Origin of the sequence: Kibdelosporangium aridum, assembly GCF_900176515.1 — a bacterium.
Lineage (GTDB): Bacteria > Actinomycetota > Actinomycetes > Mycobacteriales > Pseudonocardiaceae > Kibdelosporangium > Kibdelosporangium aridum.
Map to the genome: position 1 here is coordinate 57,319 of NZ_FWXV01000011.1, position 12,954 is coordinate 70,272.

Annotated in this window: 11 protein-coding genes; 3 read left to right on the forward strand and 8 right to left on the reverse strand. The window is 67.6% G+C overall.

Features of this window, described 5'->3' with window-relative positions; translation table 11 throughout:
- The first annotated feature begins 80 nt into the window (after window positions 1–80).
- Entirely contained in the window at window positions 81–1,241 is a 1,161-nt protein-coding gene (locus tag B9C43_RS43155; RefSeq protein ID WP_084433189.1) for a cytochrome P450, read from the forward strand.
- On the opposite strand, the gene B9C43_RS43160 is transcribed toward B9C43_RS43155, so the two are convergent.
- On the reverse strand, window positions 1,225–2,181 hold the full coding sequence (locus tag B9C43_RS43160; RefSeq protein ID WP_084433190.1) for an Lrp/AsnC family transcriptional regulator: 957 nt from the start codon (window positions 2,179–2,181) through the stop codon (window positions 1,225–1,227). The two genes, B9C43_RS43155 and B9C43_RS43160, sit on opposite strands and share 17 nt — an antisense overlap.
- A 92-nt stretch (window positions 2,182–2,273) precedes the next feature.
- On the opposite strand from B9C43_RS43160, the gene B9C43_RS43165 reads away from it, so the two are divergent.
- Window positions 2,274–3,650, forward strand: a complete 1,377-nt coding sequence (locus B9C43_RS43165) for an MFS transporter (protein WP_084433191.1) — start codon at window positions 2,274–2,276, stop codon at window positions 3,648–3,650.
- Here the strand turns inward: B9C43_RS43165 and B9C43_RS43170 are convergent.
- A complete protein-coding gene (locus tag B9C43_RS43170; RefSeq protein ID WP_084433192.1) occupies window positions 3,586–4,761 on the reverse strand; it encodes an MFS transporter in 1,176 nt (391 codons plus the stop codon). The two genes, B9C43_RS43165 and B9C43_RS43170, sit on opposite strands and share 65 nt — an antisense overlap.
- On the reverse strand, window positions 4,758–5,300 hold the full coding sequence (locus tag B9C43_RS43175) for an NADPH-dependent FMN reductase (RefSeq protein ID WP_084433193.1): 543 nt from the start codon (window positions 5,298–5,300) through the stop codon (window positions 4,758–4,760). Before B9C43_RS43175 ends, B9C43_RS43170 begins: the two co-directional genes overlap by 4 nt.
- Before the next feature lie 620 nt (window positions 5,301–5,920).
- On the opposite strand from B9C43_RS43175, the gene B9C43_RS43180 reads away from it, so the two are divergent.
- Window positions 5,921–9,052 (forward strand): ATP-binding protein, encoded by a 3,132-nt coding sequence (locus tag B9C43_RS43180; RefSeq protein ID WP_084433194.1) that lies wholly within the window; start codon window positions 5,921–5,923, stop codon window positions 9,050–9,052.
- 6 nt (window positions 9,053–9,058) lie between these two features.
- On the opposite strand, the gene B9C43_RS59755 is transcribed toward B9C43_RS43180, so the two are convergent.
- The 5 genes from B9C43_RS59755 to B9C43_RS43200 form a co-directional block, all read right to left on the reverse strand.
- Window positions 9,059–9,193 (reverse strand): hypothetical protein, encoded by a 135-nt coding sequence (locus B9C43_RS59755; RefSeq protein WP_268811615.1) that lies wholly within the window; start codon window positions 9,191–9,193, stop codon window positions 9,059–9,061.
- Entirely contained in the window at window positions 9,190–9,624 is a 435-nt protein-coding gene (locus tag B9C43_RS43185; protein WP_084433195.1) for a hypothetical protein, read from the reverse strand. Before B9C43_RS43185 ends, B9C43_RS59755 begins: the two co-directional genes overlap by 4 nt.
- An 87-nt stretch (window positions 9,625–9,711) precedes the next feature.
- Window positions 9,712–10,548 (reverse strand): DUF4097 family beta strand repeat-containing protein, encoded by an 837-nt coding sequence (locus B9C43_RS43190; protein WP_084433470.1) that lies wholly within the window; start codon window positions 10,546–10,548, stop codon window positions 9,712–9,714.
- Window positions 10,549–10,678: 130 nt separating this feature from the next.
- Complete coding sequence (locus B9C43_RS43195; protein WP_084433196.1) at window positions 10,679–12,316, reverse strand: sigma-70 family RNA polymerase sigma factor; 1,638 nt, start codon at window positions 12,314–12,316, stop codon at window positions 10,679–10,681.
- 90 nt (window positions 12,317–12,406) lie between these two features.
- Window positions 12,407–12,919: a hypothetical protein gene (locus B9C43_RS43200; protein WP_084433197.1), complete on the reverse strand. Its 513-nt coding sequence runs from the start codon at window positions 12,917–12,919 to the stop codon at window positions 12,407–12,409.
- Window positions 12,920–12,954: the final 35 nt, after the last annotated feature.

Genomic DNA, 12,954 nt, shown 5'->3' on the forward strand with positions numbered 1-12,954 from the left:
ACGGACCAAACACTACCACGCATTGCGCAGTAGTACGCACAGCGCAGGCTTGCAGGGTCCCGGCTGGTAGCTTCGACCAGGTGTTTCCAGTTGGCGCCGGGGTGACGGTCACCGAGCTGACGACGGATCCGCATCCAGTGCTGGCGCGGTTGCGTGCGAGCGAGCCCGTGTCGTGGCTACCGGCGCTGAACGGCTGGCTCGTCACGCGACACGACCTGGCGCTGCAGGTGATGCGCGACTCCACGGCATTCACTGTTGCCGATCCCCGGTTCTCCACCGCACGGGTGGTCGGGCCGTCGATGCTGTCGCTGGACGACGACGAACACGCGCGGCATCGGGCGCCGTTCTCGCGGCAGTTCCGGCCGCGGGAGATCGAGGAACGGTTCGACGCGTTCGTGCGGGCGGAGTGCGAGCGGCTCGTCAGCCGAATTCTGCCCGCCGGTCAGGCGGAACTACGGCGCGACCTGGCTGGGCCGTTGGCCGCCGCGGTGATGGCCGAGGCGTTGGGTTTGGCCGACACGGACGCCACTCAGGTGCTGACGTGGTACGACGCCATTGTGTCCACAGTGGGCAACATCTCCGCTGGCCTGCCACCCGATCCTGCTGGCACGCAAGCGTTCGGCGAGCTGCGTACACACATCGAAGGCTCCGTGGCCGAAGCCAGCCCTTCGCTGCTGACCGATGCGGCCAAGGCGCTGGCGCTGCCGGAAGTGGTGTCGAACGCCGCCGTGTTGATGTTCGGCGGCATCGAGACGACCGAAGGCATGATCGTGAACGCCGTGCTGCATCTGCTGAGCGATCCCGCGCAACTGGCCGCGGTCGACCGTGATCGGTCATTGGTTGCCAGCGCGGTCGAGGAGTCACTGCGGCTAGAGCCCGCCGCGGCCGTCGTCGACCGGTACGCGACACGTGACGTCGAACTGGACGGAGTACCAATCCATCGCGGCGACTTGGTGACCGTCTCGCTCACCGCGGCGAACCGGGATCCCGCAGTGTTCGCCGATCCGGACACCTTCGACGTGCGGCGGCCGAATCTGCGCAAGCAACTCGCCTTCGCGCACGGGCCGCACTTCTGCCTCGGCGCGGATCTCGCCCGGTTGGAGGCACGGATCGCCGTCGAGACCTTGCTCGATCGGCTGACAGGACTGCGGCTGGCCGCCCCGGCGGTACCGACCGGCCTGGTGTTCCGCAAGCCCGCGAGCATCCACGTCCGCTGGGAGGAGATCAGCCAGCCGCTGTAGCCGCGCGTTTCAAGGTCCGGATGACCGGGGCGGTCTCCAGGTGCTCGATCGCCTCGATTGTCCCGACTCGTTCGGTCAAATAGGTGTAGAGCGCGTCGACGTCGCGGCAGACGACTTTCGCGAGTAGGTTGGTCGGCCCGGTCGTGATCGCCGCGAGGGCCACTTCCGGTTGCCGCGCCAGGGCTTGCGCGACGGTCACCAGCTGCGCCGGTCGCACCGACATCCACAGGATCGTCTGGGCGTGAAACCCGAGCACGGTCGAGTCCAAGTCGATGTCCAGGTAGAGAATTCCACTGCCGCGCAACTGGTTGACCCGGCGGCGTACGGTCGGCTCGGACAATCCGGTCGCCGCGGCCAGTTCGGCGTATGTCACGCGACCGTCCTGGCGCATCGCGGCCAGCAGACGTTCGTCACCAGCTATGTCCACTTCGGACGAAGCTGGTTCACGGGCAGGCGTCAGCCGGGCGGTCTGATCGTCGGTGAGCACGCTCGCCCGGCCGTACCAGCCGATCGGGCCACCGACGAAGGAACGCAGCAGGCAGTGCGCGGACACCGACTCGACTCGAGGTGTTTTCGGAAGTTGTTGCAGCAGCAGAGCTTCTGGCGCGTTGTGACTCGGCGCACGAGTGACACAGGAGATCTCGGTACCACCTGACGTCAGCTGCACCCACGACGTGTCCGTCCGCCGCGCCAGCGCCCGAGCCACTGGAAGTGCCGCGTCCGGCGTGCAACGTAGCCGCACAAACCACTCCACCTGGCCAAGACGGCGGGCGTCGGTCATGCCGACCACACGCAGCACCCCGCCCGAGCGCAACTTGCGGTACCGCCTGGCCACGGTCTGCTGTGACGTACCGAGCACGGCCGCGACCTGGTTGAACGGGGCACGACCGTCGACGTGCAAGGCGTGAATCACCGCGCGGTCGAGATCGTCGAGTGTCATATTTCCGATGCTAGACCCTACTCGATGGAACTATCCGTCGATATCCGCGCATTTCGAGGTCAAGTAAGTCTTGAGAACATAGTTTCGCGTACATGACAAGTCAGCTCTATCGCTGGCGGTGGCTCGCGCTCGCCGCGTTGCTGCTCGCTGAGGCGATGAACCTGTTCGACAGCACCGTGATCCCGGTCGCCAGCCCGGTGATCCGCACGGATCTCGCAGTGAGCGACACCGCGCTGCAGTGGCTGACCGCCGGTTACACGCTTCCCTTCGCCCTGCTGCTGATCACTGGTGGCCGACTCGGCGACATTTTCGGCCGTCGGCGCGTGTTCGTCGCCGGAGTGCTCACCTTCGTGGTCTGTTCCGTGTTGTGCGCGTGCGCGCCGACGGTGGCGGTGCTGCTCACGGGCCGGGTCTTGCAGGGCGTCAGCGCCGCGTTGATCATCCCGCAGACGTTCGGCTTGATCCGCGCGATGTTCACGGGAACCGAGGTGGCCAAGGCACTGGGCACGATCGGCCCGGTGATGGCACTGTCCGCGCTGTGCGGCCCGGTGGCTGGTGGCATGCTGGTCGACGCAAACGTTCTCAGCCTTGGCTGGCGGCCGGTGTTCCTGCTCAACGTTCCGCTTGGACTTGCCGTGCTGGCGGTCTCGCCGCTGATCCGGGAAGACCACTCCCCCACCAAACCCCGGCTGGACTTGGTCGGGACATTGCTGGCGTCGCTGGGGATCGGGCTGCTGGTGTTGCCTTTGGTGGAAGGCAACGACTCCGGCTGGCCCGTGTGGACGTGGCTCTGTATGGCACTTGGTCTGGCCATACTGGTCGTGTTCGCCAGGCACCAGCGAGGCCGGACATCCCCGCTCGTCGAACCGAGCTTGTTCCGCGGCAAGGTTTTTCCCGCATCCCTGATCAGTTCGCTGTTGTTCTTCACCGTGATGAACGGGCTGCTGTTCGTGCTCGTGCTGTTCCTTCAGTTGACACAGCACAAAACCCCGTCCGACGCCGCACTCACGTTGCTGCCGTGGTCGGCTGGGCTCGCGATCGGTTCGTGGACCGCGGGCACGGTGCTCGTGCCCAGGTTCGGACCGAAGGTGATGCGTGCCGGTCTGGGGCTGGTGCTCGTGGGCCTGGCGGGGATCGCCGTGTCGCTTACGGCGATCCCGCTGTTCGTCACCGGAATCGGACTGGGCATGTTCACTGTGCCGTTCTTCGGCAACGCTCTGTCCGGTGTCGCGCCGCATGAAACCGGCTCGGCGTCCGGACTGCTCAACGCGGTACAGCAACTCGGCGCGACCATCGGGGTCGCGTTGCTGGGCACGGTGTTCTTCCGGTTCGGCACGCTCGAAGCCGTGATCATCGCGATCCTTCTCATCGTCGCGGTCCTGGCGCTCACCATCGCGATGATCCCTACCCGGCGGCCGCTGCGGCGATCGCCGGGCCGAAAGCCGCGCCCAGCAAATAGCAAAGGGTGATCAGCCCCACCGCGGTCGCACGGTACTGGCTGGGCAAGGCGTCCGTGGCGCGGACGATGAGAAAGCCCTGTCCGGTGGACGCCGCAAGCGAAGCCAGCAACATCGCGACGATCAGCAAGGCGACTGGCGCCCCGAGCACGACGATGATCACGGCCATCGCTGACGCGCTCGCCAGGCCACCCAACGCGAGCCGGGCTGCGACCCTGCCCGCCGCCGTAACCAGGAACCACGATGCCATTCCGCCAAGCAGATAAGGAAAGACCATCAGCATCCCGACTTCACCGGTCGTCCACGCCAACCGGTCGGCCAGCATCCGCGGTGCCGCGTACAGAATTCCGAAGTTGGCCACGGCCAAGGCCAGGCCAAGCAGCGCCGCCGTGCGGAACTCCGGTGTCCGCACAAGGATTGCCGGCAGGAATCCGTCCGGCTTCCGACGGACGTGCGTGGCCACCAGGACAGCGGCCACCGCCGCCGCCGTGGCCGCGATGAGCGGCTGATGAGGCACGACCGTCAACGCGGTCACGAGCGTGGTCAGCAGAATCGCGCCCGTCGCGTCGAACCGGCTCTCGACCGGTGGAGCGGGCAGCGCGCGTCCGATGATCACCGGGATCGCCAGCAGGCTGATCGCAGGCAACGCGAGAACCGCTTGCCAGAACAACAGATCAGCGACGACAGACCCGATCAGAGGCGAGATGGCACCGACCGACGCCATCGACGCGGTGACAACGCCCAGCGCTGCGGGCGACCCCGCCAAATGCATGGCGATGACCGTCTGCCCGGCCATACCCAGTGCTTGCAGTGCGCTGCCCACCACGAGCACGGCCAAGACCGGGACCGTCACCATGAGAACCGTCCCGAGTGCGACAAGTCCAGCGCACGCCAGCAGAGCGAATCGCGTCCCCTTGTGGCTGAGCAGCCCGGCCAGCAACGGCGTTCCCACCGCTACTCCCCATCCGAACGCGACCACGATGACGGTCACCGACGCCAGCGAGACCTGCAGGGCCCCAGCGGCCTTTGGCAAGATCAACGCGAGCCCGGCGATCCCGAACGACAGGGGCGCCGCCAGCAACGCCAGCCAAGGCGCGGCCACTCGCACCACAACGGTCGTCATGCCAGCACCTGCTTGCGCTCGTTGACCAGGGCACCCAGGTCGTCCAGCACCAGCGCGAGCGTCGCTTGCGCGGCCCTGTCACGCAGCCGGCCCTCGTCATCGAAGGCAGAGTCGGCACGAGGAATGCACAGGTGCCTCTCGACAACGTGGGCGCCGCAGACCTTCAGGACCTTGCGCAGGTCGTTCTGGGCCCAGTCGGCGCCGTAGTCGCTAGGGCTCACGCCCACAACGGCGACCGGCTTGTCGACCAACACACCCTCCAGGTACGGCCGAGACATCCAGTCCAGCGCGTTCTTCAGCTGGCCAGGGATGGTGGTGTTGTACTCCGGCGTCGCGATCAGCAACGCATCGGCCGCCGCAACCTCCGCGCGCATGTCGTGGACGGCCTGAGCGGGCGCGTCCTCGTGGTCTTCGCTGAACGGAGGCACGGTCGCGAGCCCGTTCCACAGCTGCAGTGAGGTCAGTCCGGCGGCCGTGCGCAGGAGTTGGGTGCTGTACGAGTCGGCCCGCAGGCTGCCGGAGATTGCCAGGATCTTCATTGTCTCTGTCCCTTCCAACTCGGTGATGTGTTCACCGTGCTGGCAGGCGCTTACGGTGTTCTTCCCGTGCGCTTACGGCCGGGCCGGTATGGTCGGTAAAGGGGGTTCGGCCTGGTGGTGGGGTTTGGTGGGGCCGAATTGTCAGAGGGGTGTGGTAAAAGCGAAGTGGTGGTGGCGCGCGAGTGGGGTGGGCGTGATTGCGTTGGCGTCCGGTGCGGCTGACGTGATTGTCGTCGGCGTCCGCTGCGGCTGCGGTTGTCGGCCTCGTTGTCCGCAGCCAGCCGGTCCACGGTGACCGGAGCTGACGTGGGTGACCGAGGTTTGGGACCGGAGTTGGGTGACCGGGGCTGACGTGATCGCCCTTGGTGTCCGCAGGGACCGACGTCGTCGACCTTGGCGGTTGGCGCCGGAGGTGATCGACCTTGGCGGCCGCAACTTCGGCCGCCGCAGCGCCAGCCGCCGCAGCGCTGGCCGAAGTTGCGGCTGCCGATGCCCTGCTGATCGCGACGGACGCCATTGCCCTCGGTGTCCGCAAGGGCCATTGCCTTCGGTGTCCGCAGGGACTGTCGGCCCGTGCCGCAACTACCGCGCCATCCCGCGTAGCCCGATATGCTCGGCGAATGCGGTTCGGCGTGCTTGGTCCGCTTGCCGTGTGGACGGACGACGGGACACCGGTCACGATCCCGGGCGCCAAGGTCCGCGCCTTGCTGGCCGTCCTGCTCGTGCACCGTGGGGAACCGGTGACCGCTGACCGGCTGATCGACGACCTCTGGGGTGGCACTCCCCCGCGGAACGCCCAGGCGGCGCTGCAGGTGAAGGTCTCCCAGCTGCGTAAGGCGCTGGACGACGCGCAGCGGGAGATCGTCGTGTCGGGTCCGTCGGGCTACATGGTGCGTGTCGAGCCGGACGCCGTCGACGCCGACCGGTTCGCCAGTCTGGTGCGAGCGGGAAGGCCCGCTGAGGCGTTGGAGCTCTGGCGGGGCCCGGCGTTCGCGGACTTCGCCGACGAGGCGTTCGCGGCCCCGGCGATCGCGCAACTCACCGAGCTTCGGCTGTCCGCTCTGGAGGACCACGCCGAGGCGCGGTTGGACGCCGGTCGGCACAGCGGCCTGGTCGGCGAGCTCACCCGGTTGGTCGAGCAGAACCCTTTGCGGGAAAGGCTTTCCGGCGCCCTGATGCGTGCTCTGTACCGTGCTGGGCGGCAAGCGGAAGCGCTCGAGTGCTATCGCACGCTCAGCACAAGGCTTTCCGACGAGCTGGGCGTCGATCCCAGCCCCGAACTGTCCGGGTTGTACGAGTCCATCCTGCGTCAGGACACCGCATTGGGTGCCCCAGCGGCGCCGGTGTCGAACCTCACGGCGCCGGTCGTCGATCTCGTCGGCCGCGGGGAGGCGCTCGAGGAGATCAGCCGGTTGCTCGATCAGTCCCGGTTGGTGACGCTCATCGGTCCCGGCGGGGTGGGCAAAACCCAGCTGGCGCTGGAATCGGCGCGTCGCCGGGACGACGTGTGGTTGGTCGAGCTCGCCGGGTTCGCCCGGGCCGGTGCGACGCCCGATTCGCTGGCGGACATGGTGAATTCCGCACTGGGCATCCGTGACGATGCCACGTCCTCCGGCGGATCGACCGAACGGTTGACGGAAGCGTTGCGGCGCAAGCGGATCCTGCTCGTGCTGGACAACTGTGAGCATCTGATCGGCCCGGTGGCTGAGCTCACCGAGCTGCTGCTGGGATCCGTACCGGACCTGAAAGTGCTCGCCACGAGCCGTGAGCCGCTGTCCATCGCGGGTGAACAGCTCTTCCCGGTCTCGCCGTTGGCCCTGCCGGACGCGCAGAACCCGGCGGACGTCAGCGAATCACCCGCGGTCCAGTTGTTCGTGGCGCGCACCGCGGCCGTCACACCGGGCTTCACCCTCACGAACGACAACGCCCGCGCCATCGCCGCGATCTGTCGCAGGCTCGACGGCCTGCCGCTCGCTCTCGAACTGGCCGCGAGCAGGGTGCGTGTGCTGGGTGTGCACGACCTCGCGCTCCGGCTGGAGGACCGGTTCCGGGTGCTGACCAGCGGCCACCGGACCGCGCCCGCTCGTCAGCAGACGCTGCGCGCGATGATCGACTGGAGCTGGGATCTGTTGTCCAGCACCGAACGCGCGGTGCTTCGGCGGTTGGCCGTACACGCTGACGGCAGCACGCTCGCGTCAGCCGAGGTTGTCTGCGCGGGTGGCGACGTCGAGGCATACGACGTCCTCGATCTGCTCGCGCGACTTGTGGACCGTTCGCTCGTGGTCACGAACGAGACGCCTCAGGGCGTGCGCTACCGAATGTTGGAGACAGTCGCGGACTACTGCCGTCAACGCCTGGCCGAAGCGGACGAAGAGACCACGGTCCGGCGGACACACGCCGAGTATTACGTGGAGTTCGCCGAACAGGCGGACAACCACCTGCGTGGGCCCGATCAGCGGCTGTGGCTGCAACGGCTGGACGTCGAAGGCGGCAACCTCCGCGCCGCTTTGGCCACTGCGATCCGGGACAACGCCGCCGAGCTCGCGTTGCGGCTAGTCAACGCGTTGTCGTGGTACGGGATCCTGCGCGGCAAGTACGAAGAGGCGCATCGGTCTCTCACCACCGCACTGTCCCTCGAAGCCGAGGCGCCAGTGGACATGCGGGCCGACGCCCATGCGTGGCAGATCGCGTTCGCGTTCATGAAAGGCAGCGACAGCACGCCGTTGGAGCATGGGCTGGCAGTGCTCGACCAGTACAAGGATCCAGCGGCGCGGGCGCGCGCGAGCTGGTTGTTCGGTTACGTCGGCCGCAGTGGCACGCCGGACGCCGCGACCAAGATGATCTCCGAGGCCTTGCCTGTGTTCCGGTCGCTCGGTGACCAGTGGGGCCTCGCGGCCGGGCTGAGCACGCTGGCCGAACTCGCGTCGATGCGAGGCGACTTGACCACGGCCAAGCACAACGCCAGCACCGCCGCGGAGATCTTCGCCGAGACAGGCGACCGGTGGGGCCAGATCCAGGTCGTGGAGATCCTGGGCAGGCTGGCCGAGATCGCGGGCGACCACCAGACGTCCGGCCAGTTGCAGCACGACGCCCTGCAGATGGCGCAGGAGCTGGAGATCTGGCCGCTGGTCGCGCAGCAGCTGGCCAGGATGGGCCGTCACGCGCTGCTTGCCGGAGATCACGCGGGAGCCCAAGAGTTCTTGGAACGCTCGATGCGAGTGGCCATGGACCATTCCTCCGAGGCGGGTGTGAACCTGGCCCGTGGCGGCCTGGCGATGCTGGCCCGCAGACAGGGCCGGTTCGAGGCCGCCGAGGAGTTGCTCCGGCCGTTGCTGCGCTGGGAACGTCAGATCAACTACGAGGTCGGGATAGCGTTCGGCCTGACCGAACTGGGGTTCAACGCCGCACAACGCGGCGACGTCACCGCGGCGCTGTCCCTGCACCGTGAAGGACTGGCGACCGCGTGGGCGACTGGGGACCCGCGCGCGGTCGCCCACGCTCTGGAAGGCCTCGCGGATGCCCGTGTCCTGACCGGTGAACATACCCTGGCGGCACAACTACTCGGCGCGGCCACCGCGGCGCGCGAATCCGTCGGTTCCCCGCTGCCTGCCGCCGAACGCGGCGACGTCGACCGGATCACCGCGTCGTTGCGCGCGTCCCTCGGCGACGATGGCCTGGCCGCCGAACTGATGCGGGGCAGGGATCTGGATGTCCAGGAGTTGGTTCACCAGATGACTGTCCACAACGGATAGGCGGCGCTACTGCGGGAATGGGTGCAGTTCGACGCCGAGTGACGTTTGTGGACCGCAGAAGTTCTGGTCTCGTCGCTGTACCTCACCGAACTTCGTGTCCTTGTCTGTTACTGCCACTGCCTGGATCTGCTCCGGGGTCATCCCGGTGATGTTTCGCAAGTCGGCCCCTTGTCAGGGAAGACAACGCGCGGGAAACGTGTCTGGGACAAGTCAGCGAAGTCGTCGCCCGCCGCGGTGAGCGACAACGCCGCGGAGAACGCGGCTTCGACGTCGGTAGGCAGAGGCGTGGCTGTGCGGGCCAGGTACATGTCCCGAATGGGAGCCGTGCACTGTTGGGATGGCGGCTGCGCCGAGCAGAAGTCGTGGTGGCGGACGAAGGCGGCGAGCACGTTACGGATGGTCAAGCGGTCCCTGGGAGATTCGGCGGCGATCCGTTGCAGGGCATAGATCCCGCCAAGGCGGGCGTCGACGGCGGGTGAGGCGAGTTGGTCGCCGGTGGGCTGCGACGCAGCAACCTGCCCAGCGGCGAAGATGCGCGCGGCGTGTCGGGACGCATCCGACCAGCAAAGCACGCCAGGATGTCGTTCAGGCTGACCCGATCGGGTTATTGGTCGCCCACGATCGAGTCAGCACGAACGTACTCCGACGAGGCAGGACACTCAGCCAGCCGCACGGTGGATGACGATGTCGTCGAGGCGCGTGTGGGCGTAGAGCTTGACCTGCTCGTCGAACTGGTCGGGGCTGTCCTGCGATGGCAGGGAGTTGCGCACCGCGCCCTTCGTGCTGGTGGCGTCCACCCAGGCGGCGGTGCCCTCGCTGATGCCGACCTCGATACCGCCGGAGGCGTTCGTCAGTTCCGCCTGGCCGCGCGTCATCTGGCCGATCCGGATAGGACAGTTGCTTGCCTTGGCGACCACACTGCCCTCGGCCCGGTCGATGTCGAAACTTCCACTGGAGCCATTGAGATCCACGTCGGACAACGCGTGACCGATCCAGACCTTCCCGGTCGAGCCTTGATACCGGACCGTGCCCGCCACCGCGTCGATCCGCACCGAAGCCGCGCCGCCCTCGATGTCGACGGTCCCGGCGACGTGCCCAACCTTGACCGCACCGGCCGCGACGTTCCCGTACAGCGCGGCGATCCGGTCGAGCTCCACCTCGCCCGAAGCCACGTTCAGCTCACAGTCGCCGAGCACGCCGTCCGCGTGCACGTCCGTCCACGCCGTGTTCAGTACCAGCTTCGAGCCGACCGGCAGTTCGATCGTGATGGCGACCGAACCATCCTTGTCCCCTGCTTTGACCGTGTCGACCGTCAGCGCGCCAGCGGAGAAATCGACCTTCGTCTTGGCGGCCACCTTCACGTCCTTCATGCTCGCCGTGTTGATCGGCTCGACCAGCACCACCGTGTCCGACCGCTCGCTCGCGGCGATCCGCACCTGGGCGCCACCGGTGGTCAATGTGGCGGTGATCGGCTCTGGCGTGGCAAAGGTAGTCATCGGAGTCTCCCGTTGTCGATCGTGTGCTTCGTTGTTGAGACCACGATCGACAAGGGACCTGACATACCGCTGCCGCAGCTCGGACACCGATCGACGCGGAGACGTCGTCGGTGTCAGTGGCGTGTCCGACCTACTTCTTCGGCGTGATGGTGACGCGTATTTCCATCCGCAGCGCAGGTGTGGAGTCTGTGGTCGCCACGATCGTGCCGCCCACTGCCTTCGGGCCCGCGAGCAAGCGGAAGACGAACGTCGCCGAGCCACCCGGCGCGAGTTGTTGCTCAGCCTTGCAGGTCACCGCGCCCTTGCCCGCCGGGCACGCGATCGTCCCCTGAGCCGCGCCGTTCAACCGCAACAGCGGCTCGCCAAGCAAGCTGTCGCCTGGTCCGACCACCTTGACGTCGTCGGGTAAGGACAACGTCAGCGTCGGGGGTGGGGCGGGCGCCGAGCCGGAGTTGCGGATGGTGATCGGCAGTCTGGTCGGCGGTCCGCCAGTGGACGTGGTGAACGTGCTGGGCGCATCAGGCGCCAGGGCTGGCGCGGCAACGGGTGTACGCGTTGCACTGCTCGGCGCAGCGGCGCTCGATTGCCCCGGCGCAGATGCCCCCGTCGGCGGCGGCTGCGGCGCGGTGCCCGTCACGACGGGGGCGGACGAACTGGGCAACGGGCCCGTTGACCCGGGCGGTTGGTTGGTGCTGGCCGAGACGGGCGGGTCGGCGACGGCGGTGGGGCCGACCGTACGCTCCGGCGTGTCGGTACCCACCACGACGGCGACAACGAGCGCGGCCGTCGAGACAGCCGCGCCGACCAAGGGAATCACCGAGGACGAACTGCTCGCGGCGAGTGCCACAGCGGCGCTTCCCTTGCCTGCCCCGGCGGCCAGGTAGCCGGCAGCGCCTGCGCCGAGTACCAGGGGTGCGATGGTGCCGCGTAGTGCTCCGTTGACGTCCGCCAGCTCCGCGGCCAGGGCCCGGCAAGCGACACACTGGTCCAGGTGCACCTCGACCTGGGCGGTCTCCCGCCTGGACAGGCCCCTACGGGTCCACGATCCCAGCTTGGCCGCAGCGGCGCGGCAACGCTCTGGGGGGTTGTGGGTGACGTGTGCCTGCAGGTAGGCCTTCCGCAAGCCCTCACGAGCCCGGTAGGCCGTCGCGGAGACGCCGTTGGGGCTCAGGCCGAGCAGTGGCGCGACCTCGGCGGGTGTCTGGCCCTCGATCTCCGTGTGCCATAACACCGTCTGCCATCGTTCAGGCAGGCTGGCGAACGCCCTGACAATCAACGAATTATCCAGCTTCGTCACTGCCGTGTCGTGAAATGGCAGCCTGGTAACCCGTTCAGCGCCGGAAATCGCCTCGACGTCATCAGCCAGCTCGACCTTCCGGTCCCGCCGTGTCTTGTCGTAGGCGGTGTGGCGCAAGGCAGTGAGCAGATACGCACGGAAGGACGAACCAGGGCCTCCACCGGCCCGCAAGGCGGAAAGGACTTTGGCGAAGGCGTCCGCCACCAGGTCGTCGGCTTCGATGGCCGACTTGGCCAACTGGCGGGCCAGGTTCTGGGCAGCATGCACATGGCGCATGTAGAGCTGGGCGTAAGCCTCGATCGTCCCACCGCGTACGGCTTCGATCAGCTCGGTGTCCGAGGGCGGGCGATCAGTACTGCGAGGCGAGTTCTCCACGTCCGCGACGAGGGCACGGTCGAGATCAGCGCGCATGACCGCCGCGTCACTGCTCCGCCACCGCTCCACGTCACCTTCGTCGGGGTACCCGATCACCGGCTGCCCCCTTCCCCGATGCCCTGTGCGACGAAGCAGGACACTATCGGGTGACGGCCGCAGGTCGAGCCCGGCCAGTCCGGTGCACGCTCAAGAACGCGACGGGCGAGCCAGATCAAGCCGTCGCGCCCGGCGCCGTCCCAGGACGGTTACCCCACCCAGGATCAAGATCGCGACAACTGCGATGAGCACGATGACGATCGTCGACGTCGAACTCTCGGCCGCGGCGGGTTGGACCGGCAGGACGTTCGACGTGATGGCGACGGTCTTCTGGGCATGGGACGGGCGGGTGGCGGTGACCGTGACCGTCCAGTTCCCGACCGGTAGCGGTTGTTCGCTGCGATAGAAGGCTTGGCCTTCGGACGAAGCGATCATCCGGACTGGTCCCGCTGTCCGGCCGTCGGGGGTGACGGCGGTGTAGCTCAACAGAACCTGGTCGGTCACCATGTGGCCGTCGTTCTGATAGGTCACGGTGGCGTTGACGCCCTGCCCGCCGTCGCTCTGCACTTCGAGTTTGATCGGCCCGCCGTGGGCGTGTGCCGGGCCTGCGGTCAGCAACGCCGTCACCACGAACGCGGCTAGCACTGCGATCGCGCGGTTCATCCGTTGTCCTTCCGGTGGAACAGGCGGGGCGCCCG